General features: G+C 67.6%; 20 protein-coding genes. 14 read left to right on the top strand and 6 right to left on the bottom strand.

The genetic code is table 11. From position 1 onward, the window contains the following. Positions 1 to 147 precede the first annotated feature (147 nt). From OXQ33_RS15660 to OXQ33_RS15635, 6 genes are all read left to right on the top strand, one after another. Complete coding sequence (locus OXQ33_RS15660) at positions 148 to 420, top strand: acyl carrier protein (protein ID WP_267435608.1); 273 nt, start codon at positions 148 to 150, stop codon at positions 418 to 420. Beyond that, complete coding sequence (locus OXQ33_RS15655; protein WP_267435607.1) at positions 417 to 1,112, top strand: hypothetical protein; 696 nt, start codon at positions 417 to 419, stop codon at positions 1,110 to 1,112. The genes OXQ33_RS15660 and OXQ33_RS15655 overlap by 4 nt, the downstream gene beginning before the upstream one ends. Further along, a complete protein-coding gene (locus tag OXQ33_RS15650) occupies positions 1,100 to 1,870 on the top strand; it encodes a hydrolase 1, exosortase A system-associated (protein ID WP_267435606.1) in 771 nt (256 codons plus the stop codon). Before OXQ33_RS15655 ends, OXQ33_RS15650 begins: the two co-directional genes overlap by 13 nt. 129 nt (positions 1,871 to 1,999) lie before the next feature. Continuing rightward, on the top strand, positions 2,000 to 2,857 hold the full coding sequence (locus tag OXQ33_RS15645; RefSeq protein WP_267435605.1) for an SDR family oxidoreductase: 858 nt from the start codon (positions 2,000 to 2,002) through the stop codon (positions 2,855 to 2,857). A gap of 23 nt (positions 2,858 to 2,880) precedes the next feature. Next, positions 2,881 to 3,402, top strand: a complete 522-nt coding sequence (locus OXQ33_RS15640) for a ferritin-like domain-containing protein (protein WP_267435604.1) — start codon at positions 2,881 to 2,883, stop codon at positions 3,400 to 3,402. A 31-nt stretch (positions 3,403 to 3,433) separates the two neighbouring features. Next, on the top strand, positions 3,434 to 4,294 hold the full coding sequence (locus OXQ33_RS15635) for a manganese catalase family protein (protein ID WP_267435603.1): 861 nt from the start codon (positions 3,434 to 3,436) through the stop codon (positions 4,292 to 4,294). A gap of 64 nt (positions 4,295 to 4,358) precedes the next feature. On the opposite strand, the gene OXQ33_RS15630 is transcribed toward OXQ33_RS15635, so the two are convergent. Then, positions 4,359 to 4,733 (bottom strand): hypothetical protein, encoded by a 375-nt coding sequence (locus tag OXQ33_RS15630; protein WP_267435602.1) that lies wholly within the window; start codon positions 4,731 to 4,733, stop codon positions 4,359 to 4,361. A gap of 169 nt (positions 4,734 to 4,902) precedes the next feature. Between OXQ33_RS15630 and OXQ33_RS15625 the strand changes: the two genes are divergently transcribed. Then, positions 4,903 to 6,165 carry a M20/M25/M40 family metallo-hydrolase gene (locus tag OXQ33_RS15625; RefSeq protein ID WP_267435601.1) on the top strand — a complete coding sequence of 421 codons (1,263 nt, stop codon included), beginning with the start codon at positions 4,903 to 4,905 and terminating at the stop codon, positions 6,163 to 6,165. A 268-nt stretch (positions 6,166 to 6,433) separates the two neighbouring features. Here OXQ33_RS15625 and OXQ33_RS15620 read toward each other — a convergent pair whose 3' ends face one another. The 3 genes from OXQ33_RS15620 to mqo all read right to left on the bottom strand — a co-directional run bounded on the left by OXQ33_RS15620 (position 6,434) and on the right by mqo (position 10,219). Beyond that, positions 6,434 to 7,423, bottom strand: a complete 990-nt coding sequence (locus OXQ33_RS15620; protein ID WP_267435600.1) for an RcnB family protein — start codon at positions 7,421 to 7,423, stop codon at positions 6,434 to 6,436. A 144-nt stretch (positions 7,424 to 7,567) separates the two neighbouring features. Beyond that, positions 7,568 to 8,062: a GAF domain-containing protein gene (locus OXQ33_RS15615; RefSeq protein WP_267435599.1), complete on the bottom strand. Its 495-nt coding sequence runs from the start codon at positions 8,060 to 8,062 to the stop codon at positions 7,568 to 7,570. Positions 8,063 to 8,503: 441 nt separating this feature from the next. Further along, a complete protein-coding gene (mqo, locus tag OXQ33_RS15610; RefSeq protein ID WP_267435598.1) occupies positions 8,504 to 10,219 on the bottom strand; it encodes a malate dehydrogenase (quinone) in 1,716 nt (571 codons plus the stop codon). A gap of 448 nt (positions 10,220 to 10,667) precedes the next feature. Between mqo and OXQ33_RS15605 the strand changes: the two genes are divergently transcribed. From OXQ33_RS15605 to OXQ33_RS15595, 3 genes are read left to right on the top strand one after another with little or no spacing between them, the layout of a single operon-like run. Then, on the top strand, positions 10,668 to 11,546 hold the full coding sequence (locus tag OXQ33_RS15605; protein ID WP_267435597.1) for a 2-dehydro-3-deoxygalactonokinase: 879 nt from the start codon (positions 10,668 to 10,670) through the stop codon (positions 11,544 to 11,546). Then, positions 11,543 to 12,172 (top strand): 2-dehydro-3-deoxy-6-phosphogalactonate aldolase, encoded by a 630-nt coding sequence (locus tag OXQ33_RS15600; RefSeq protein ID WP_267435596.1) that lies wholly within the window; start codon positions 11,543 to 11,545, stop codon positions 12,170 to 12,172. The genes OXQ33_RS15605 and OXQ33_RS15600 overlap by 4 nt, the downstream gene beginning before the upstream one ends. Before the next feature lie 5 nt (positions 12,173 to 12,177). Then, positions 12,178 to 13,119, top strand: coding sequence for a Gfo/Idh/MocA family oxidoreductase (locus tag OXQ33_RS15595; protein ID WP_267435595.1), 942 nt, complete (start codon positions 12,178 to 12,180; stop codon positions 13,117 to 13,119). Between the two features lie 191 nt (positions 13,120 to 13,310). On the opposite strand, the gene OXQ33_RS15590 is transcribed toward OXQ33_RS15595, so the two are convergent. Continuing rightward, positions 13,311 to 16,406, bottom strand: coding sequence for a TonB-dependent receptor plug domain-containing protein (locus OXQ33_RS15590; RefSeq protein ID WP_267435594.1), 3,096 nt, complete (start codon positions 16,404 to 16,406; stop codon positions 13,311 to 13,313). A 385-nt stretch (positions 16,407 to 16,791) separates the two neighbouring features. Between OXQ33_RS15590 and OXQ33_RS15585 the strand changes: the two genes are divergently transcribed. Beyond that, positions 16,792 to 17,790 carry a N(4)-(beta-N-acetylglucosaminyl)-L-asparaginase gene (locus tag OXQ33_RS15585; protein ID WP_267435609.1) on the top strand — a complete coding sequence of 333 codons (999 nt, stop codon included), beginning with the start codon at positions 16,792 to 16,794 and terminating at the stop codon, positions 17,788 to 17,790. 136 nt (positions 17,791 to 17,926) lie between these two features. On the opposite strand, the gene mprF is transcribed toward OXQ33_RS15585, so the two are convergent. Further along, positions 17,927 to 20,668, bottom strand: a complete 2,742-nt coding sequence (mprF, locus tag OXQ33_RS15580; RefSeq protein WP_267435593.1) for a bifunctional lysylphosphatidylglycerol flippase/synthetase MprF — start codon at positions 20,666 to 20,668, stop codon at positions 17,927 to 17,929. 163 nt (positions 20,669 to 20,831) lie between these two features. Here mprF and OXQ33_RS15575 point away from each other — a divergent pair, with 163 nt between their 5' ends. From OXQ33_RS15575 to OXQ33_RS15565, 3 genes are read left to right on the top strand one after another with little or no spacing between them, the layout of a single operon-like run. Further along, the gene (locus OXQ33_RS15575) at positions 20,832 to 21,260 is read left to right on the top strand and encodes a hypothetical protein (protein WP_267435592.1); all 429 of its coding nucleotides are present in this window, start codon (positions 20,832 to 20,834) and stop codon (positions 21,258 to 21,260) included. Then, a complete protein-coding gene (locus tag OXQ33_RS15570; RefSeq protein WP_267435591.1) occupies positions 21,229 to 21,918 on the top strand; it encodes a response regulator transcription factor in 690 nt (229 codons plus the stop codon). Before OXQ33_RS15575 ends, OXQ33_RS15570 begins: the two co-directional genes overlap by 32 nt. An 8-nt stretch (positions 21,919 to 21,926) precedes the next feature. After that, positions 21,927 to 23,252 carry an ATP-binding protein gene (locus tag OXQ33_RS15565; protein WP_267435590.1) on the top strand — a complete coding sequence of 442 codons (1,326 nt, stop codon included), beginning with the start codon at positions 21,927 to 21,929 and terminating at the stop codon, positions 23,250 to 23,252. The last annotated feature ends 2 nt before the right edge of the window (positions 23,253 to 23,254 follow it).

The raw sequence follows: 23,254 nt of genomic DNA, 5'->3' as shown, positions 1-23,254 counted from the left end.
TCCCGCCTGCGGGAGGGGGCTTCGCGCGCGGCGGGCTTACCGTTCCAACGCCATTAGGAGCCGCCCCCGCCCCCCACAGCCCGGTTGCCCAACGCGCGCCGCCGCACTAACGCTGTCGCCAAGACACGAACAGCAAGGCGACAGGGTTTGGAACTCCAGGCGAGCGGAAATGTGGAGGCGACGGTGCGCGACGTGCTGGCCGATGTGCTGGGGCTGTCGCAGGAGCGCGTGGAGAGCTTTCGCGCCGATACGCCGCTGTTCGGCGCGCTGCCCGAGCTGGATTCGATGGCGGTCGCGGGCGTGCTGACCGAGCTGGAGGATCGCCTAGGCATCCTGATCGAGGATGACGAGGTGGACGGCGAGATGCTGGAGACGTTCGGCCAGCTCGTCGCCTTCGCCAGCGCCAAGGCGCCCGCTTGATCGACCATTATGACTGGCCCGGCGGGCGCGAGGCGATGTTGCGCTTCGGCCCGGCACAGGGGCCTGTCGTACTGGTCGCATTGCCCTTCTGGGAAGAGGCGAACCGGACGCGCGCACTCGCCGTGGCGATGCTGCGGCGGCTGGCCGATCACGGTATCGGCGGCGCGCTGCCCGACTGGCCGGGCACGGGCGAGAGCTTGGTCGAGACCGAGAAAGCGACCCTGTTGCAATGGCGGCGGGCGCATGAGGCCGCCGCCGATGCGCTGGGCGACCGGCGCTGTTACGGCGTGTCGATCCGGGCGGGCACGCTGATCGATAGCTTCGGACTATTATCCGGGCGCTGGCATCTGGCGCCGATGACGGGCGAGGCGGTGCTGCGCGACGTGATCCGCCTGCGCGCGGCGGCGGGTCTGCGGGGGAACGAACATGGGCTGTTCGGCGCGGAGTCTCCGGTTCGCATCGCGGGCAATCGCGTCTCGCCGCATTTCCTGGCGGAACTGGCGGGGGCCGAGCCCTATGACCAGCCGGGCGTGCCGCGCCGGGTCGTTCGGCTGGGCCACGACCGCGCTCCCGCTGATCGGACCATCGACGCCGTCCCCCCCTGGCGTCGCGCCGAGCCGCAAGAAGACCCGGAACTGGCCGCCACGCTGGCGCAGGATATCGCGGAGTGGATCGCGTCATGCGAAGGCTGATCGCCTTTCCCTGCGACGGGGCAACGTTGCTCGGCACGCTGGACGAGGGGGACGGCGATACCGGCCTGCTGATCGTCTCGGGCGGGAACGAACCGCGCATGGGCGCGCATCGCGGCCAGGCGATGCTGGCGGCGCGGATCGCGGCGCGGGGCTATCCGGTATTCCGCTTCGACCGGCGCGGCGTCGGCGATAGCGAAGGCACCAATGGCGGCTGGGAGTCGAGCGGCCCCGATATCGCCGCCGCCGTCGCCGCCTTTGCCCAAAGCGCCGGCTGCGCCCGGATCGTCGGCTTCGGCAATTGCGACGCCGCCGCCGCGCTCGCCATGTTCGGCCAGGCGGCGGGGCTGGATGGCGTGCTGCTGTCCAACCCCTGGCTGTCGGACGAGCCCGATCCCCTGCCCCCCGCCGCCGCGATCCGCCGCCATTATGCGCGCAAGCTGGCCGATCCCGCCGAATGGCTGCGGCTCGCACGCGGGGCGGTCGACCTCGCCAAGCTGCGCCAGGGGCTGACCAAGATCGCCGCGCCCCCAGCCCCGCTCGACGAGACCGCCGCGCCGTTGCTGGGCGCGATCGCGGGCTGGGGCGCGGACGCCGCGATCGTCATCGCGCGCGGGGACGCGACCGGCGTGGCCTTCCGCGCCGCCGCGCGCGGACAGGCCTTCGCGATCGAGGCGCTGCCGACGGATTCGCACAGCTATGCCGATGCGCTGGACCATTTGGAGCGCGCCATCCTCGCCCGCCTGTCGACCCCCGTATAGGACGGAGCGAGCCGTTGGCGCGATGGTTCCATGGAACCCGAAAATACAGACTAATACGTTTTAAGATAAAGCTTTTTACCGGAACGCCTCCCCGCCCCGCCCATTGGACGGAGCGAGGAGAGACGGTCCATGAACGAACGCCCTACCCCACCCCAGCCCGAACAGCAGCAGGACATGCCCGGTGAGACCGAGGCGATGACCCCGCGCCCCGACCATGGCGAGCATAGCTATGTCGGCCATGGCAAGCTGACTGACAAAAAGGCGATCATCACCGGCGCGGACAGCGGCATCGGCCGCGCCGTCGCCATCGCCTTTGCCCGCGAAGGCGCCGACGTCGTGATCTCCTATCTGTCGGAAGACGAGGATGCCGCCGAGACCCAGCGGCTGGTCGAACAGGCCGGGCGCAGCGCCCTGCTGATCCCCGGCGACGTCAGCGATCCGGCGCATTGCCGCACTATCGTCGAGCGCGCGGTCCAGACCTTCGGCCGGGTCGATATCCTCGTGAACAACGCCGCACACCAGGCGAGCTTCCAGGCCGTGGAGGATATCAGCGACGAGGAGTGGGAGGTGACCTTCGCCACCAACATCCACGCGATGTTCTATCTGGTGAAGGCCGCCCTGCCGCACATGGGCGAGGGCGCGTCGATCATCAACACGACCTCGATCAACGCCGACAAGCCCAACCAGCAATTGCTCGCCTATGCGACGACCAAGGGCGCGATCCACAATTTCACCGCCGGGCTGGCGCAGATGCTGGCGGAGCGGAAGATCCGGGTCAATGCGGTGGCACCGGGCCCGGTCTGGACCCCGCTGATCCCCTCCACCATGCCGCCCGAGGCGGTGAAGAGCTTCGGCCAGCAGACGCCGATGGGCCGCGCCGCACAGCCCGCCGAACTGGCGCCGCCTTATGTCCTGCTGGCGAGCGGCGAGGCCAGCTACATCTCCGGCGCGACCATCCCCGTGACCGGCGGCACCCCCTTCCTTTGATCCGACTTGAGGAGCGATGATCCATGGCCACCCTTCCCAATGACGTCGTCACGGCGGTCTTCGTCGCCGGTCTGAAGAACGCCCATGCCGTCGAGCATCAGGCGCTGGCGCTGATCGACCGGCAACTCGACCATCTGTCCAACTATCCGGACGTCGCCGATCACCTCCGCATGCACCGCGGCGAGACCGAACAGCAGATCGTCCGGCTGGAGGATATCCTGGACGGCTTCAACGAGAGCCGCTCGCTGCTGAAGGACGCGGCACTCAGCTTCTCCGGCAACATGGCGGCGCTGGGCCATGTCTTCGCGCCCGACGAGATATTGAAGAACAGCTTCGCCAACTTCGCCTTCGAGAATTTCGAGGCGGCCAGTTACAAGTCGCTCATCACCATCGCCGATGTCGGCGGCTTCGGGAGCGCCGCGCCGTTGCTCACCCAGTCGCTGAACGAGGAATTGGCGATGGCGGCCTGGGTCGATGAGAACAACGCCGCGCTGACCCGCCGCTACCTCGAACGTCGCGCGGCGGGCGAAACCGCCAGCCACTGATCCCCGATCCCCCGAGCAAGCGAGACCGACCATGTATTATCACGACAAGCGTCTGCAATATCCCGTCCGCTGCGAAAGCCCCGACCCCTTATTCGCGCGCATGCTGCAACAGGCGATCGGCGGCGTGGAGGGCGAGATCCGCGTCTGCATGCAATATTTCTTCCAGGCCTGGGGCAATCGCGCGCCGACGCCCAAATACCGCGACATGCTGCTCCACACCGCGACGGAGGAAATCGGGCATATCGAAATGCTGGCGACGGCGGTCGCGCTCAACCTCGACAAGGCCCCCGCCTCGCTTCAGGAGGAAGGCGCGGCGGACGGCATCGTCGGCGCGGTGATGGGTGGCGGTAGTGCGCGCCACGCGATCGAGGGGACGCTGCACAAGCATATCCTGTCGACCGGCCTGGCCGCCCAGCCGGTGGATTCGGACGGCGTCCCCTTCAACATGAGCCATATCTATGCCAGCGGGAACGTCGCCGCCGACATGTATTGCAACGTCGCCGCCGAGAGCACCGGGCGCGTGCTGGCCACCCGCCTCTACAATGCCGCGCACGATCAGGGCATGAAGGACATGCTCCACTTCATGATCGCGCGTGACACCATGCATCAGGAGCAATGGCTGGCCGTGATCGAGGAACTGGGCGAACAGGCGTCGCTCCCCATCCCCAACTCCTTCCCGCAGGCACAGGAGAGCCAGGAGCATAATTACGACTTCTTCGTCACCTCGGTCGACGGCACCTATCCCGAAGGCCGCTGGACCAAGGGGCCGAGCGTCGACGGCAAGGGCGAGTTCACCGTGTTCCGCAACGAACCGATGGGCGAGGAACCCGTGCTCGGCCCCGCCCGCCCCGACAGCAGCGCTCAGGCCGAACAGATCGGCCAGAAACTCTAAGATCCTCCCTGGCACGGAGACGATCGAACCGCCCCGAGCCGCATGGCCCGGGGCGGTTTGCGTATCAGGCCCCGACCGGCATCGTCTTGCCCGTCGTCCGGTCCAACGCCCGCGCGGTCAGCAGATCCAGCGCGGTAGCGAAGACCACGAACCCGATCGCGCCCCACACGGCCCGTTCCTTCGGCGAACGTCGGGCCGACACGGCCAGCGTCCCCAGATCGAGCAGATCGCCCGCCACCCGGTTCCACACCCGCGCCGAATGGGCCGGAGCCTGGAGCAGGCCGACGCCCGCCACCAGTTCGCGCACGCCATAGGCCTTGACGGTGCCGCTCCCACCCGGGACGGACAGGCGGTCCGCGATGCGCGATGCGAAGAGTTCGGCGGCCCCCAGGGCGAGCGAGAACAGGCCGAGGCCCAGGCTGACGGATTTGGCGTTCATGATGATCCCTCGTCGATGAATTAGGTCTTCGGGCAACGCGGGCACCCCTTAGCCTTTTCCACAAATCGATTTAGGTCAGTCACTTAATGCCGCCATCCGTGGCAGGGGTGAGTCACTCCGACGCCATCCGGCACTTGCCTCCCCCGCCCCGCTCGGCCAGTCTGATACGATGATCCTTCCCCTGCTCCTCGCCGCCGCCGCGACGCCCGCCGCCACGCCCTCCCCCGCCCGGCTGAAGGCCGATGTCGAGGCGCTGGTTGGCTTCGGCACGCGGCATACCGCCTCCACCACCACCGATCCCAAGCGCGGCATCGGTGCGGCGCGCGACTGGGCGGCCAGGCAGTTCGAGACGATCGCGCAAGGGTGCGACGGCTGTATCAGCGTCGAGCGGATCAACCGCCGCTTCACTGGCCCGCGCGCACCGAACGGCGTGATGGTCGAGGATGTGCTGGGTATCCAGCGCGGGCGCGATCCTAGCCGCGTGGTCATCGTCGGCGCGCATATCGACAGTCGCGTCACCGATGTGATGGATGCGACTTCCGACGCGCCGGGGGCCAATGACGATGCGTCGGGCGTCGCGCTGGTGCTGGAAGCGGCACGGCATCTGTCGAAGCAGCAATTCGATGCGACCATCGTCTATGCCGTCTTCTCGGGCGAGGAACAGGGCCTATGGGGCGCGACGCTGCTCGCCGATACCGCGAAGGCGCGGAATTGGCGGGTTTCGGCGATGCTCAACAACGATATCGTCGGAAACACCGTCGGCCAGGGCGGCGTGCGGGAGGCGCGCTGGGTCCGCGTCTTCTCCGAAGGCATCCGCTCGTCCGAGGACCTGCCGCAGCAGATGCAGCGGCGCGGCAATGGCGGCGAGGATGACGGGCCCAGCCGCGCGCTGGCCAAGGCGATCGACGGGGTGGCGGACAAGCTGGGCGGGCTGGACGTGTTTCTCGACCGGCGACCCGACCGTTTCGGACGCGGCGGCGACCACGAGCCGTTCCTGAAGCTGGGCTATCCCGCCGTCCGCTTCTCGGTCGCGAACGAGGATTGGGACGCGCAGCATCAGGACTTGCGCAAGGAAGGCACCACCGCGTTCGGCGACACCATCGACAAGATGGACTTTCCCTATCTGGCGAAGGTGACGGCAATCAATATCGCCACCCTCGCCCGCCTCGCCGCCGCCCCCGCCGCTCCGGACAAGGTGACGATCAGCGGCGCCCTATCGCGCGATACGCAGGTGGAGTGGGCGGCGGTGCCGGGCGCGGTCCGCTACCGCGTGCACTGGCGGCGCAACGATGCGCCCGACTGGACCCAGTCGCGCGACGTGACCGAGACGAAGACACTATTGCCCCAGATTCCGGTCGACGATCATTTCATCGGCGTCTCAGCGGTGGCCGCGAATGGTGCGGAAAGCCTGGTCACCTTCGGCGGGCGTTGACCGGATAACCTGGGGCCGATCGGCATTCACTTACACCTCCCCTTGCAGGGGAGGTGGCAGGCCGTCAGGCCTGACGGAGGGGTGTCGCGCTTTCGATAGGGGGGACACCCCTCCCCTTGCAGGGGAGGAATGATGATCCTTCCGATTGAATGTCGATCAGGCCTAAGCATCGGATAAATTGGGATGCCGCCCCGAGGGAGTGGACGGGGCGGCATCCCGGTTTTCAACCCGGCGTCTCTCGGGTTGAAATCCCCCCTGGGGGAGAGCGTTAGCGACGCACCACACGACCGCGCGCGCGCATCCGGCGCGGCGCGGATCGAACCGTCTCCGTCGTGGTGGTTGTCGTTGTCGTGGTAACCGGTGCCCCCTGTACCACAACCGTCGTCGTGGTGGGAGCCGGATAATAATAACCTCCATCAAAATAACCCGGCTCACCCGATGCGATCGTGCCGACGGTCGTCGTGGTGGTCACGGTCGTACCGTCGCGGGTCACGATGCGCCGTCCCATGGCGGGCGGTGGCGGTGGCGGTGCGTCATCGTCGCGATAGGCGTAATCGGGCGCTCCGTAATCGTCATGCCCTGGCGGCATGGTCCGCCGCCGATCCTCCGTCCGGTCGATCGCATAGCCCGCCGCCGCGCCCACACCCGCACCTATCAACGTACCGCCCAGCCTGTCGCCCGGCCCGGCGATCACATTGCCCGCGACACCGCCTGCGACCGCGCCGATTGCGGCGCCGCCCAGTCCGTCGTCGCGACGGGCGGGCGGCATGGGCGGCGGGTATCCCGCACCGGCATAAGCGGGCGCTCCGTTGCCGTCCCAATCCAACCCCGGCACGCTGTCATAGACCGCACCGCGCGAGTCGATCAGGATCGCATCGTCATAATAGCGCGACCAGCGATAGCCGACCGGCGGCTGCGGCAGCGGATAGCGCGCCCAATCCTCGACGACGAAGCGCCGGTCATTCCAATAGGCGGGCACCACCATGCCACGCACCGGACGGCGATAGGCCGACCATCCGCCCGGAGCATTGGCACCGCCCCACCAACGCCCGCCGATCCGGCTGCCCCAGCGGGCTGCGCGCCGCGGGGGCGTGCCCACCGTGCTGGTCGTGACGACCGGCCGGGTCGAAGGAACGGGCGCCGCCCCGATATCGGGGCGCGGATAGCGTGCGCCAGCCTGACCGGCCGCCGGGGCGCTCAGCATCAAGGCGATCGACATGGTGGTCGACGCGGCGATCAGATGCGACGTTCTCCGCATGACGAGAGCCTGTTCCCCTGAATCATGACAAGGACAATCATGACAAGGACGTCACTGGAAACGCCTTTGCCGAAACACGCTTTGATACCAGCGCCCTAACGCTACCGATAGCGTCGCCGCGCGTCCCGAATCGGGTCAGGTGGATCAGCGGGGACCGGTGGCTAGGCGCGGAGCCAGGAGCGTCATCAAGGCCTCGCAACCCGCCTGATCCTCCGCATCGAAGCGCCCCGGCACCGGGCTGTCCAGGTCGAGCACCCCGATCACCTGCCCGTCATGGACGATCGGCACGACCAGTTCCGAGCGGCTGGCCGCGTCACACGCGATATGGCCGGGGAATTCGTGGACATCGGCCACGCGCTGCGTCCGCCCGGTGGCGACCGCCGTGCCGCACACGCCCTTGCCCACGGCAATGCGGATGCAGGCAGCCTTGCCCTGGAACGGCCCCAGGACGAGTTCGCCCTCCACCATCCGATAGAAGCCCGACCAGTTGAGGTCGGGCAGATACTGGCCGATCAGCGCGGCGGCATTGGCCATGTTGGCGATCGCATCAGCCTCCCCACTGGTCAGCGCGTCGAGCGCGGCGTGAAGGTCATGATAAAGCTCCGCCTTTGATCCGGCGGCGATGTCGAACTGGTACATAGGCGACGATGTAGGATGATGCGCGTCGCCCGTCATCCCCGGACGGTCTTTTTGACGTTCCGTGCGGTATCGTCGCGCCTACGAGAGCGGTCAGGACAAACCCGTCATGCCATCCCCGCGAAAGCCAGGGCCGATCGACATGCAAGCTGCTTCTTCCCTCGCCCCTGGACAGGGGAGAGGGTTAGCGGAGCTTGCCAGCGTGCTGGCTAGCGCAGCTTGGGTGAGGGGTTGAGCGAGCCGCAGGCTCGCGCGCTCTTCGAGCGCAGCACCCCTCACCCAGCTCCGACTAAGCCTTTGCTTCGCAAAGCCTAAGTCTGCGCAACCCTCTCCCCTCAGAGAGGGGCGAGGGAAAAGAAGGCATATCGGAATGTCGATCCGGCCTGGGATCCAGCGACGCAAGGGTTCGCCAGCCCCTCCCCGAAGGAGAGGGGCTCGCCCCGATCAGAGCGCCAGATCGGGATGCCGGTTGGGGCTCACCCGCGTCGCTTCGGGGCGCGGGGCTTCGGTCACGGTGGGCGCGCTGACCGCCGGGGGCGCGAGCGCCAGTTGCAGCGTTTCGGCGGTGGCGGACCACTCATGCGCCAGCAGGTCGCGATCCTCGTTCAGCGCGGTGCCATAGCTCGGCACGATCTCGCGGATCTTGGCCTGCCAGGCCGGGGTCGCCAGACGGTCGGGGAAGACCTTCTTGATAAGGTTGAGCATGATCGACGGCGCGGTCGAGGCACCCGGCGACGCGCCCAGCAGCGCGGCGATCGAGCCGTCCTTCGACGCGACGATCTCGGTACCTAGCTTCAGCACGCCGCCCTTTTCGGGATCGCGCTTGATGATCTGCACCCGCTGACCCGCCTGCCACAACCGCCAGTCGCCGTCCTTGGCGTTGGGGAAATATTCCCGCAGCGCGTTCATCCGGTCTTCCTGGCTCATCATCAACTGCCCTGCCAGATATTCGACGAGTTCAAACTCGTCCCAGCCGACCGACAGCATCGGACGGAAATTGTCGAGCGTCACCGACTTGGGCAGATCGAAATAGGACCCTTCCTTCAGGAACTTGGTCGAGAAGGTGGCGAAGGGACCGAACAGCAGCACCTGCTTGCCGTTCAGATAGCGCGTGTCGAGATGCGGCACCGACATGGGCGGCGATCCGACCGCGGCCTTGCCATAGACCTTGGCCATGTGCCGCTTGGCGATGGCGGGGTTCTCGGCCACGAGGAACGAACCGCCGACCGGGAAACCGGCATAGTCGTCGCCCTCGGGAATGCCCGACTTCTGCAGGATGGGCAGCGCCCCGCCGCCCGCGCCCGCGAACACGAAGCGCGCGGTGATGATCCGCTTCTCGTCGGTCTTGCGGTCGCGCGCGGTCACGCGCCAGCTGCCATCGGCGTTGCGCTCCAGCGAGCGGACCTCATGGCCGGTGGTCAGCGTCACGCCGGGCTGACCCTGAAGCGCGCGGATATATTGGCGCGTCACCTCGCCCCATTCGCAGTCGGTGCCCAGCACCGAGCGGGTGGCGGCGATCTTCTGCCCGGCCTTGCGCCCCTCGATCATCAGCGGCACCCACTGGGCGATCTGGCGCGGATCGGTGGTGAACTCCATGCCCGAGAAGAGTGGGCTGGCGAGCAACGCGGCATGGCGCTTCTGGAGGAAGGCGACATTCTCGTCGCCCCACACCAGATTCATGTGCGGGGTCGAGTTGATGAAGCTGCGCGGGTTCTTCAGGACGCCGGTGCGAACCTGATGGCTCAGGAACTGGCGGGTGACCTGGAACTGCTCGTTGATCTCGATCGCCTTCTTGATCTCGACCCGGCCGTCCGCCTCGTTCACCGGCGTATAGTTCAGCTCGCACAAGGCCGAGTGGCCGGTGCCCGCATTGTTCCAGCCGTTGGAGCTTTCCTCGGCGACCTTGTCCAGCCGCTCGACCAGCTCGATCGTCCAGTTGGGCTCCAGTTCGCGGAGCATCACGCCCAAGGTCGCGCTCATGATCCCGCCGCCGATCAGCAGGACATCGACCTTGTGCTCGGACCCCGCCGCTTCCGCCGCGAAGGGCGCGACCGCCGCGCTGCCCGCCGCCAGCGCGGAGCCCATCATCGCGCGGCGGGTAAGCCCCTCGCGCGTCGCACCCGTCGAGCCCTCGCCCCGCTTTTGATTGTCATTCCGCATGTCAGACGCCTTTTCGCTACCGCCCGGGGACGACCCGGCGCCAGACATGTCGCGCGGGCTCCGCCATGGGGTTGATGTCATTCGGGCGTCGCGTCCCGCCACCGACACGCAGGGCGGAATGCGGCCGTGCCCGGCCTCATCATCCTCGCCTCAATGTTGCATTTAATATCTTTGATCGCCCGCATAGCGGGCCGTGACGCGGTGTCTATATCCCGTCGACCGCATCACCAGCACCTTTGTCGGCGCAATGCTTTGACCAGTATCGGGATCGACCATCGGCAATTCAAGCGAATGATCCGCATTATTCCCGCTATGGCCCTCATCCCACCTCATAGGGCAAAAAGCGCAGGTGTACCCGCCCGAGCCTGCTTGCGCGGGTGATTTTATTGTCCTACAAATCGCTTTAGAAAAAATTTCCGGAGAGGCCGTGCCCACCGTGCCATCAGACATGACGCCCGCCTATATCGCGATCGACTGGGGCACGACCAATCGTCGCGTCTATGTTCTGGCCGATGACGGCACGATGCTGGACACGGTGCGCGACGATCGCGGCGTGCTGGCGATACAGCCGGATGAGTATCCCAGGGAGATCGCGGCGATCAGGATGCGGTTCGGCTCCTTGCCGATCATCGCGGCGGGCATGGTCGGATCGACGCGCGGCTGGCGCGAGGCGGCCTATGTCCCCGCCCCCGCCGACCTGCCGACCCTGGCGCGGGCGGCGACGCGGATCGCCGAGCATGACGTGACCATCGTCCCCGGCGTCTCGCTGCTGACCGACACCCGCGCCGATGTGATGCGCGGTGAGGAGGTGCAGGTGCTGGGCGCGATCGCCGCCGGGCTGGCCCCCGCCGATGCGTTGTTCGCGCAGCCGGGTACGCACAACAAATGGGTCCATACCCAGGGCGGTCGGATCACCGATTTCGCGACCACCATGACCGGTGAGTTGTTCGCACTGGTCAAGGGGCATGGCATCCTCGCGGGGATGCTCGACGGTCCCGTCGCGGACGGCCCGGCCTTTCGCGACGGCCTGTCGCGGGGCAGCGGCGCGTGCGACCTGACCGCCGCGCTGTTCGGCGTGCGCGCCTCGGTCCTGCTCGGGCGGATCGCGGCGGAGGCTGCCGCCGCCTATGCCAGCGGCCTGCTGATCGGCAGCGATATCGGCGCGGTGCCGGATATGGCGGGCAACCCGGTCCATCTCCTGTCCAGCGGTCTTCTCGCCGACCTCTATACCATCGGGATCGAGGAGCGCGGCGGCACGGTCGTCGCGCTCGACAGCCATGCCGGCTTCCTCGCCGGACTTCACGCCATTCGGGAGCATTTGTCATGACCGACCCCGCCAGCCTTTTCGCCAAGGCCTTCGCCGCCTGCCCGCTGGTCGCCATCCTGCGCGGCCTGACGCCCGACGAGGCGATCCCGGTCGCCGATGCGCTGGTGGAAGCGGGCTTCACCCTGATCGAAGTGCCGCTCAACTCGCCCGATCCCTATGACAGCATCGCCGCGATCGCCGCGCATGTCGGCGACAAGGCGATCGTCGGCGCCGGCACCGTGCTGACCACCGAACAGGTCGACCGGGTCACGGCGGCGGGCGGTACGCTGATCGTCTCGCCCAACACCGACACGGACGTGATCGCGCATAGCGTCGCGCAAGGGCTGATCTCGCTGCCCGGCTATTTCACCCCGTCGGAAGCCTTCGCCGCGCTCAAGGCGGGTGCGCACGGCCTGAAGCTGTTCCCGGCCGAGGGCGCCTCGCCCACCTTCCTGAAGGCGCAGCGTGCCGTCCTGCCGCGCGACGTCGCGGTGCTGGCGGTCGGCGGCATCACGCCCGACAATATGGCCGAATGGCGCGCCCACGGCGCGGACGGGTTCGGCCTGGGCTCCAACCTCTATCGCGCGGGCAAGCCGGCGGCGGATGTCGCCGTGTCGGCGCGCGCTTATGTCGAAAAGGCACGCTGATACCGATGACCGACACGATCCGTCTCGCGCTGGTCGGCATGGGCAAGATCGCCCATGACCAGCATGTCCCCGCCATCGCGGGGAACCCGGCCTTCACGCTGGTCGCGACCGTCAGCCGCTCGCCCAACGGGGTCGAGGGCGTGCCGCATTTCCACGACATCGACGAACTGGCCGCGAGCGACGTGAAGGTCGACGCGGTGGCGCTCTGCACGCCCCCGCAGGTCCGCCACGCCATCGCCGCCGCCGCGCTGGCGAACAACTGGCACGTCTTCCTCGAAAAGCCGCCGGGCGCGACGCTGGCCGAAGTGGCGGTGCTGGAGGAGCTGGCGGCCAAGGCGAACGTCACCCTCTTCGCCAGTTGGCACTCCCGCTATGCGCTGGGGGTCGAGCCCGCGCGCGAATGGCTGTCCGCCCGCAAGGTCACCTCGGCGGCGATCACCTGGCGCGAGGATGTGCGGCAATGGCATCCGGGCCAGGCCTGGATCTGGGAAGCTGGCGGCTTCGGCGTGTTCGATCCGGGCATCAACGCCCTGTCGATCGCGACGCATATCATGCCCGAGCCCTTCTTCATCGAGCGCGCGACCTTGGACTTCCCGGCCAATCGCGATGCGCCGATCGCCGCCGATGTCGCTTTCCGCACGACCGCGGGTACGCCGGTGACGCTCGATCTCGACTGGCGGCAGGAAGGGCATCAGAGCTGGGACATCGTCGTCGAGACCGAGGACGGCACGCTGAAGCTGGCCGAGGGTGGCGCGGTGCTGACCCTGCCCGACGGCTCGACGCCGCACCATGAGGAAGGGCTGCACGGCGAGTATCCGGGTCTCTACGCGCGCTTCGCGGAACTGGTGCAAGGCGGGCGCTCGGACGTCGATATCGCGCCGCTTCGCCATGTCGCCGACGCGTTCATGCGCGGCAAGCGGCGTGAGGTGGACGCGTTCGTGGAGTGACCGAAGTCCCGTGGCCTTCGACTTCGCTCAGGCTGAACGGAGGCTGGGATATCCCCGAACCCCGTTCGCACTGAGCGAAGTCGAAGTGCACACTCCCGCCTCAAAAAAAGAAGGCCGGTTGTCCCGAGGGACGACCGGCCTTTTCAGTTCGGGGATTGGCGGAGCGCCGAAGCACTCCGCCGGGGGGAAGGTCAGAAGTTGATCGTCGTCCCGATCGCGATCTGGCGGCCCAGTGCGTCGTAACGCTGCGGCGCGGTGTTGGTCCGCGACAGGGCGACCTGGTACGAGTTCGGGATGATCGGCGGCGTCTTGTCGAACAGGTTGTTCGCGATGATGCGGAACGCGAACTTGCGCGCCACATTCCACGTCAGTGCCAGGTCGAAATAGCTCTGCGGCGCGATCCGGGCGAACGTATTCTGGAACCGCTCTGGCGTGCCGCCGATGTCCGGGTTGCCCGAATTGTTCGCGGTGGTCAGCGAGCCCGTATAGCGCCAGTTGAACGAGGCGTTGAACGTCCGGTCCGGCGTGGTCCAGGTGGTGCGCAGCGTGTGCGCCCATTTCGGAACCAGCTGTCCGCACGAAATCCCGTTCGAGAAGTAACCGGCGCAGTTATACTGAAGCCGCAGCGGCGAGTCCTGCCCACCGGCCAGCGTCGACAGCGAGCCGTTGAAACCCCAGTCCAGGCGACCGGCCCCGTTCAGGTCCAGCGAATACTGACCTTGGAAGTCCCAGCCATTGGCGAGCGTGCGGTAATAGTTGGTCGTCCCCTGCCGCACGAAACCGGCCGTGGGATTGCCCGCCGGCGCATTGCCGATCGACCCGGTGGTGGGATCGCGGACGATGCCGTTGCAGAAGAACGGATCGCCGTTCGACGCCAGACAGCCCTGCAGATAATAGTCGGCGCCGTTATAACCGAGCGAGTTGACGATCCGCACCTGATACCGGTCCGCCGAGAAGACCAGGCCGGGAATGAAGCTGGGCTTCACGACCAGGCCGAAGGTCAGGGTATAGGCGGTTTCAGGATCGGCGGTGAAGCCGCCCGAGCGCGTCGTGCACCCCTCGGTCGGGCAGAGCAGCGAGGTGCTGCCGTACAGATTGTCCGCCAGCCCCGTCTTGCTGCACAGCTCGCGCGAGCCCAGCGGCGTGGTGGTGACGGTGCCGTCCGGCAGCGTGCGCGACACCGGCGCGCAGAAGTCGGTCAACGTGGTGTTGCGGCCATAGTTGATCTGCGTCGCCTGCCGGATCTCGATCACCGTCGGCGCGCGCTGCGCCTTGTTGTACGAGGCGCGGAAGGTGATGTCCGCAACCGGCGCGTACAGCCCTTCGATCTTCCAGGTCGAGAAGGTCTTGGGGTTGGAGCTGTACTTCGACACGCGGAAGCCGCCATTGGTCTGGAGCAGATGCGCGAAGGGCTTGTTCTGGACCAGCGGCGCCTGGAGCTCGATATTCGATTCCCAGACATCCTGGCTCAGCCGCGCGTCCTGGTTGCCGAACTGCGCGACGAAACCGGCATCGGCTTCGGAGATCAGGCGATCCTTGCGATATTCGGTGCCCAGCGACACGGCCAGACCGTCATCCGCCCAGGGCGTCTTGATGCCATAGGTGGTCAGGTCGCCGTTCACCACCGCGATGGCGTCGAACAACTGCGTCACCTGACGGCGAAGGCCGGTCGCGCCGCTGGTGAACAGATAGTTGGTCAGCGCATTGCTGCCCGAACCCGCGCGGAACGCATCGAAGGGGATGCAGTTGGGATCGCTGCCGTCGATGACCGAGCGACAGGTGGCCACGCCGTTGACGTTGACGACGTTCAGTGACCGGTTGACCCGGTCGTTCTGCGACGTCGGGCCGAGATACCATTCCTGCTGGTTGCGGGCATAGACGCCGCCGATGTCATAGGACCAGGCCTCGCCCACCTTGCCGCGAACGCCGCCGGTCGCACGGAAGCCCATGTTGACGAAGCGGTCGGCCTGCGCGGGCTGCCCGTCGAAGCGATAGCGCACGTCGAGCGGCACGAAGCCGGTGCTGCCCGGCGCGCAACCCAGCGCACCCGCCTGGCCGCCCGACAGGAAGGGATTGTCGCAATTCACCTGATAGGGCGTCGTGCCCGCCACCGTGTAGGAATAGACGCGACGCGGGGTCGGGTTCTCGGAGGTGTCGCGGAACCAGATGCCGTCGCCATAGATCTCGACTTCCGGCGAAATCTTGAAGTTGACGAAGCCGCCCGCTGTGTAGCGCTCATTGGCGCGCTGGAAGGACACGTCATCATAGGGGTTGGCGGCATTGCCCGCGCCCGGCCCCCAGGGAACGAAGGTCCGCGAACCATCGGGATTGTTCACATATTGCGCATTGGCGTTCGGGCCCGAGACGGGCGACACGAAACCGCTGGGCGAATAGGTGGACAGCGGCGAGCAGGACAGCGCCGAGTCCTTGGTCAACTGCGCGATCGGGCAGGCCGCATAGGAGCGCGCGCCGTTCTGGACGAGATCGGCCTGGCGGTAGTTGACGAAGCCCGACACGTTCAGGCGGCCGTCGAACAGCTTCTTGCCCGCCGTCAGCGTCAGGTCGGCACGACCACCGTCATTGGTCAGCCCGCGAGGGCTGCTGAAGCCCGCCGCCGTGGCGATCGGCGTGACGATGTTGCTGGTATTGTTGTGGTTGTAGAAATTGTAATTGCCGTCGAGGCGAAGCCCCTCGAAATCCTTGCGCAGGACGAAGTTGACCACGCCCGAGATCGCGTCCGAACCATAGACCGACGAAGCACCGCCCGACAGCACGTCGACGCGCTCCAGCAGGGTCGCCGGGATGATACCGGTGTCCTGGCCGTTCTGGGTGCCCAGACGCTTGCCGTCGACCAGCACCAGCGTCCGCTCGAAGCCCAGGCTGCGCAGCTTGATCCGCTGGCGACCATCGGAATCGGCATAGTTGGACTGGGCGTCGGGTGCGACCTGCGGCAGGCGGTTCAGCACTTCCTCGACGTTCAGCGGCGCCTGGGCCTGGATGTCCTGGCGCGTGACCGAAGTGATCGGCGCGGCGGAGGCGAGATTGGGCCGGGTGATGCGGGTGCCGGTGACGATCACCTCGCCCCCGCTGCTGGCCTGTGGCGTGCCGGTGATCGCGGCGGACCGGGTGGCGGCGGCATCGGCGCTCAGCGTGGTGTCGCGGTCGCGGCTGTCGCTACCCTCGTCCTGCGTGGCGGTCGATCCGACCTGCTGCGCGATGGCGGGCGCGGCGAGCATCATCGACGCGGCGGACAGGGCCAACCATGATGCGGACTGCTGGATTCTCATATGTCTCCCCTTCGTCCCGGCTGATGACCTGCCGGGTGCGCGGAAAGGACAATTGTTTTGACGTATCAGGTCAATACCTAATGCATACCTATGCAACACCCATCACGACATTAGCCGCTCGGTGTAACCACAAAGACACAAATTCAAACGTTTTCAGTGATTTGACTGGTCCACCAGCAATGTTTTGACACGGTACGGCGACTGCGATGGGTCCCCTCAAGGCGGCGCGGCATGTGAGTCGGACTATTGGTTCCACATCGGTTTGGTCACCGGACTTGCGGGCTTTGGAATCCCCGCGCACAATCGAATCCGATGTCACGTGCCTGGAACGGCACATCGGGGGAGCAGGCGAGTGCAGGACGGACGGCGTGGATTTCTGGGCGGCATGGCGACGCTCGCCGGGATCGGTGCGGGGTGGGCGGCGGCCCCTGCCCGCGCCTTCGCGCAAGCGGCAGGCCCGCGCGCGACGATCGTGTCGACCTGGGATTTCGGTGCCCCCGCCAATGACGCGGCCTTTGCCGCGGGCCGGGCGGGCGGATCGCTGATCGACATGGTCGAGGCGGGCGTGAAGGTGCCCGAGGCCGATCCGAACAACCATTCGGTCGGCTATAGCGGTTATCCCGACCGCGACGGGCATGTCACGCTGGACGCGGTCATCATGGACGATGCGGGCGGGGTCGGCGCGGTCGCGGCGCTGGAGGATACGGTCCATGCCATTTCCGTCGCCCGTGCGGTGATGGAGCATACGCCGCACACCTTCCTGGTCGGCGAAGGCGCGACCCGCTTCGCCCGCGACCGGGGCTTTCCCAAGGTCGACCTGCTGACGCCCGAGGCGGAAAAGGCGTGGCGCGACTGGCTGAAGACCCAGAATTACCGTCCCGTCGCCAATAGCGAGACCGGCACGTACGGCACGGGCCGTCCGGGTACGCCGGGCGGCGCGCTCGACCATGACACGATCGGGATGCTGGCCCGCGATGCGCAGGGCAGGATGGCGGGGGCGTGCACCACCTCCGGCATGGCGTTCAAGATGCGCGGCCGGGTCGGCGACTCGCCGCAGGTCGGATCGGGCCTGTATGTCGAGCGCGGCGTCGGCGGCGCGACCTCGACCGGACTGGGCGAGGAAGTGACCCGCACCGTCGGCACCGCCCGCGTCGTCGCCTCGATGCGGCATGGACTGTCTCCGCAGGCGGCATGCGAGGAAGCCGCGAAGCACATCGCTTCGCTACGCGGCGATGCGATCAAGGGCGTGCAGGTCGGCTTCCTGGCGATGGATACCGGCGGGCGGATCGGCGCGTTCTGTTTGTTGCCGGGCTTCACCTATGCGGTGACCGATGCCGCCGGGCGGACACGGGTGGAAAAGGCCCCGTCGCTGTTCAAGGCCTGACCTTTTCCTCCCCGGTACGGGGAGGTGGCAGGCCGCAGGCCTGACGGAGGGGGGCTTCCTCATCGGACGCCCTTTGCGGAAAGCCCCCTCCACCACCGCTTCGCGGCGGTCCCCCTCCCCGTACCGGGGAGAAATTTTATAGGTCCTCACCCCCATCGGCGATCAGCGCGTTCAAATCCCGCAGCGCCTTGACCAGCCCCAGCCCCCGCGGCCCCGCGATATAGCGCGGCGCCCATTCGGGCTGGAACTTCTCCTTATACGCCCGCAACCCGCGAAAGCCGTAGAAGCGCTCGCCGTGGCGGAAGACCAGCGCCGCGACCTTGGCCCAGGTCGGCGCCATCCGCCGCCCGCCGACGCCCGACAGCGGCGCCAGCCCCAGCGCGAAGCGGGCATAGCCCTCCGCCCGGCCCCACAGCATCAACTCGACGAACAGATAGTCCATCACCCCGCCCGGCGCGTCCTCGACATGGCGCATCAGATCGACCGACAATTCGCGGCGATCGCCCGCTTTCCAGATATTGGCGAAGGCGACGATCCGCCCCTCGGCCCGCACCACTGCGCAATCGGTCAGCGCCAGATAGGCGGGATCGAACCGCCCCAGGCTGAACCCCTTCTCGCCATGTCCCTTGGCCGCCAGCCAGTCGTCGGACACGGACTTCAATTCGGGCAGGATGGCGGGCACCTGCGCGGCGGGGACGATGGCGAAGCTGGCATTCTCGCGCGTGCGAAAGCGGTTGAGCGTCTGGCGCAGGCCACGCATCCGCCCGCCCTCCAGCGCGAAGCCGCTCAGGTCGATCAGCGCTTCCTCGCCATATTTGATGATCTGGAGCCCCATCTCGATCGCGATCTCCAGCGTATCGGGGGTGATCTGGTAGAGGAGCAACCGCCCCTGCGCCGCGTCGGCCAGCGTGCGAAGCTGCCACAGCAAATCGGCCCAGGCGGCGCGCGGGCCGACCGGATCGCCCATCGCGATCCAGCTACTGCCACGCACCTGATACATGACGAAGGCGTCGCCCTCCGGCGAGAACAGGAAACGCTTGTCGCCCAGCAGCGCCAGCGCGGCATCGGTCCGCTCGGCCTGTTCGACGACCGCCAGCACCCGTTCAATCGCCGGATGGTCGGCCTCCCCCTGCGGCGCGGCGAGGAACAGCCGCCACAGCCCCGCCGCCGCCAGCATCACCGCGACGCCCAGCCCCGCACGCAGAAACCGCGAGGCATCGTCCGACAGCGCGAAACGCCACCAGAGGGCTTCCTGATAATCGACATGCTTATAGGCGAAGAAGCCGATCCAGCCGGTGCCGACGATCACCACCGCGACGCTGAACAGCCAGGCGGGCGACAAGGGGCGTGCGACCAGCGAGGTCCGCCGGTAAAAGGCGCGGCGGCTCATCTGAAGGAGCAGCGCGATGGTCAGGCAGACCGCCGCCTCCTCATAATCGATCCCCTTGGCCAGCGAGAAGACCGCCCCCGCGACCAGCAGCGCCCGCGCCGCCAGGCTCGCCCCGTCCAGCCGCCGGTACAGACCCGGCGCGAGCAGCAACAGGCCGGTGCCGACCAGGCTGGCGGCGAAGTGGGACGCTTCGATAAAGGGCAGCGGCACGATATGGACGAGTTCGTGGATACGCTGCGGAATGGCGGGCAGCGAACCCGAGAGCAGCAGGATTGCCCCCCCCCCGAAACAGGCCGCGCTGAGCAATGTCGGCGCGACGCCCAGCAGCACCCGGCGAATGTCGCGCAACGCCTTGATCGGTCGCCGCCGCGCCTCGTCCCACGCCAGCAGCGCGATACCGAGCGCCAGCGGTGCGAGATAATAGAGGACGCGATAGGCGATGAGCGCGGCGAACAACTCGGTCCGGTTGGCGGGCACGGTCGCCAGCACCACCGCCTCGAACACCCCGATCCCGCCGGGCACATGGCTAACCAGCGCGACGATGATCGCCAACGCATAGGCCAGGATGAAGGCGGGCAGCAGCGCGGGCGCGGCCCCCGGCAACAGCACGAACAAGGCGGCGCTGGCACAGGTCAGGTCCAGCGTGGCGATGCCGATCTGCGCCATTGCCTGGGCCGGGGTCGGCAAAGGCACGCTCCAGGCGCGCCAGCCGATACGCCGTCCGGGCCGCAAGGCGCAGAGCAGGATCAGCAGCAGCGCCCCCACGACCACCGCGCCGCCCAGCCAGCGGACGATCCCTTGCCCCAGCACAAAGGCTTCGAGCGTGATCGGCCCCTCATGGAACAGCAGACCCAGTCCGGTGACGCTGAACACCCCGAACCAGAAGGTCGCGCTGGCGATGGCGATCACCCGCGCGATGTCGGGCCCGTCCAGCCCGGCGGCGGCATAGACACGGTAGCGCGCCGACCCGCCGGTCAGCAGCGCCAGCCCCAGATTATGGCTGAGCGTATAGCTGGTGAAGGAGGCCATCGCGGCGGTCCGCCAGCGCAGGGGCCGCCCGATCACGCGCAGTGCGATCACGTCGTAAAAGGTCAGCGCGACATAGCTGGCGATGGTGAAGGCGACCGACAAGGCGATCTGATGCGGATCGATCGCGTAGAAGGCCGACCGGACATCGGCCAGCCTGATCTGCCGCGTCAGGTGATGCAGCGCCGACAGGCCCAGCGCGACCAGCAGCACGACCGCCCCGACCGCCAGATAGCCGCGCCGCGCCCGGGCATAGGCGACGACCCGATCGAGCAATGGCACCGGGCGGACCTTGTCCGTCACGACGCCGATCCCGTCGCGACCGTCACGCTGGGGTCGCCCGTCATATTCTCCCCGCTCACGCGCATCGTCTTCGATCGTCCAATTCTTTTGGCGGTGGCGGGCGCGGCATAGAACCGGCACCGCCCTCGCCGCCTTACGGTCGCATGACAAGTTCGTCATCCCGGCGGAGCCGGGCTTGATGACAGAAGCGTCATGCTTCGCCCACCCTTCGCTTATGTGGTTAAGATTATGAGGACAGCGTGAAAGGACCGATCATGCCCGCTGCCCCCGACGCCGTGCCCGTGACGCCCCATGCGCGCCGCGTGGTCGGTCGGCCGTCCCGGTGAAGGGCCTGCGGATCGTCGGCTGGGGCGCCGGGCTGGCCGCGCTGGTCGGCGGGGCGGCGATGGCGCTGCTCGTCGGGCATATGCCGCTTCACGCCGGTCCTCGCGCGCCCTCAATGCTGTACGGCGCGACCTTCGCCCCCGCCGCCGAGGATCGCCCGGGCCTGGTCGTCACCAGCCTGCGCAGCGATGTGGACGACGGCACCGCCGCCGCGGTCAAGCCGCCGCTGCGGGTCGGGGACACGGTGCTGGCGATCGACGACCGGCCCGCCACCTCCTTCTCGCTGCTGCGCGAGGAAGCGTCGCGAAGCGGCGATGCGCCGGTGCGTTTGCGCGTCGCGCGCGACCATGGCCTCATCACGATCACGCTGCTAAGGAGCGGGTCGGGAGGATTGCGTGGCCAACAGGATTTTGCTGATCGAAGATGATCGCTCGACGGCGGACTATATCGCCAACGGGTTGCGGGAAGAAGGTTTCCTGATCGATCATGCCGCCAATGGGCGTGACGGGCTGTTCCATGCCACGGACGGCACCTATGACTGCATCATTCTGGACCGGATGCTGCCCGGGATGGACGGCATGTCGGTGCTGGCCGCGATCCGCGCCGCCGGGATCGAATCGCCGGTCCTGATCCTGTCCGCCCTGTCCTCGCCCGAGGATCGGGTCGCGGGGCTGACCTCCGGCTCCGACGATTATCTGACCAAGCCCTTCGTCTTCGCCGAATTGCTGGCGCGGGTCCGCCTGCTGATCCGGCGCGGCGGGACGACGGGCAATGCGGTGCAGACCAAGCTGGTGTGCGACGATCTGGAGATGGACCTGCTCGCCCACCGGGTGCGGCGGGCGGGCAAGTCGATCGACCTGCAACCACGCGAATATCGCCTGCTGGAATATCTGCTCCAGCATGTCGACCAGGTCGTGACCCGCACCATGTTGCTGGAGGGGGTGTGGGATTTCCATTTCGACCCCAATACCAATGTCACCGACGTGCATATCAGCCGGTTGCGCAAGAAGATCGACGAGGGCTTTGCCCGCCCCCTGCTCCATACCGTACGCGGTTCGGGCTATAAGCTGGGCGTCGAGAAATAGCGCCCGTCATGCTCCGTTCGACCACGCTGCGTTTCGCGTTGCTGGTCTTCGCGCTGCAACTGGTCGGCGCGGGCGCGATGGTCGCCATGGTCCGCCACCTGACCCGCAGCGAGATCGCGGCGCAGGCGGAAGACGCCGCCAGCGACCTGCGCGACGAACTGTCGGGCATGTGGGCGACCGGCGGATCGGCGGCGGTGCGCGCGGCGGTCGACCGGCGGCTGAACACCGATCGCCTGCCACAGTCGGTCATCCTGCTCACCGATCCGCGCGGGCGTTTCGTGGCGGGCAACATCGCCGACTGGCCGCCCAATGTCCCGGCCCCCGGTGTCGCCACCATCGAGATTTTCCGCATCGGCCATTCGCAGCCCGAGCGGATGCGCGTGATGGCGACCCGCCTGCCCGACGGATCGCGGATGCTGGCGGGGCATGTGGTGGAAAGCGAGTTGCGCGTCGCGCTGGCGATGGAAGAGGCGATGGCGGTCGGCATGGCCGCCGCGATCGTCCTCGCCGCCCTTGCCGCCTGGGCCGCCGCGCGGATGATCGAGGCGCGGCTGGAAGGAACCGTCGCCACCGCCCATGCGGTCGCGGGCGGTGACCTGTCGCGCCGGGTCCAGCGCAACGGCGGCGACGATGCCTTCGACTCGCTGGCACAGGCGGTCAACGCCATGCTCGACCGGATCGCCCTGTTGATGACCGAGTTGAAGGTCGCGACCGACGGGCTGGCGCACGATCTGCGCTCGCCGCTGACCCGGCTGCGCGCGACGCTGGACCGGGCGATGGCGGAATGCCGGGACGAGAATGCGCGGATCGCGGTGGCGCGCGCGCTGGACGAAGGGGACCGGCTGCTCGCCATGCTCGACACCGCGCTGCGCATCAGCCGCGCCGAGGCCGGGTTGGGCCGCGATGCCTTCGTCCAGACCGATCTGGCCGAGATGATCCGCGACGTCGCCGACATGTTCGAGCCGCTGGCCGAGGATCGCGGCATGACGATCCGTGCCGAGGGGGCGGAGACGCTGGTCGGGACGGTCCACCGGGAGCTGCTGGGTCAAGCGGTCGCGAACCTGATCGACAATGCGCTGAAATATGGTGCGGGGCTGATCACCGTGCGGGTCGAGCCCGGTCCCGTCCTGACCGTCGCCGACGACGGCCCCGGCATTCCCCCCGAACGGCGCGAGGAGGCGCTCAAGCGGTTCGGACGGCTGGACGCCGCGCGGACGGAAAGCGGTGCAGGGTTGGGCCTGTCGCTCGCCAGCGCGGTGGCGCATCTGCACGGCGGGTCGCTGGCGCTGGAAGATAATGCGCCGGGTCTGATGGTGCGGATGACGCTGGGGTAACG

The organism is Sphingomonas sp. GM_Shp_1, from assembly GCF_026540895.1.
In the GTDB taxonomy this organism is placed as follows: Bacteria; Pseudomonadota; Alphaproteobacteria; order Sphingomonadales; family Sphingomonadaceae; genus Sphingomonas.
This window is presented reverse-complemented; position numbering and strand designations above follow the sequence as displayed.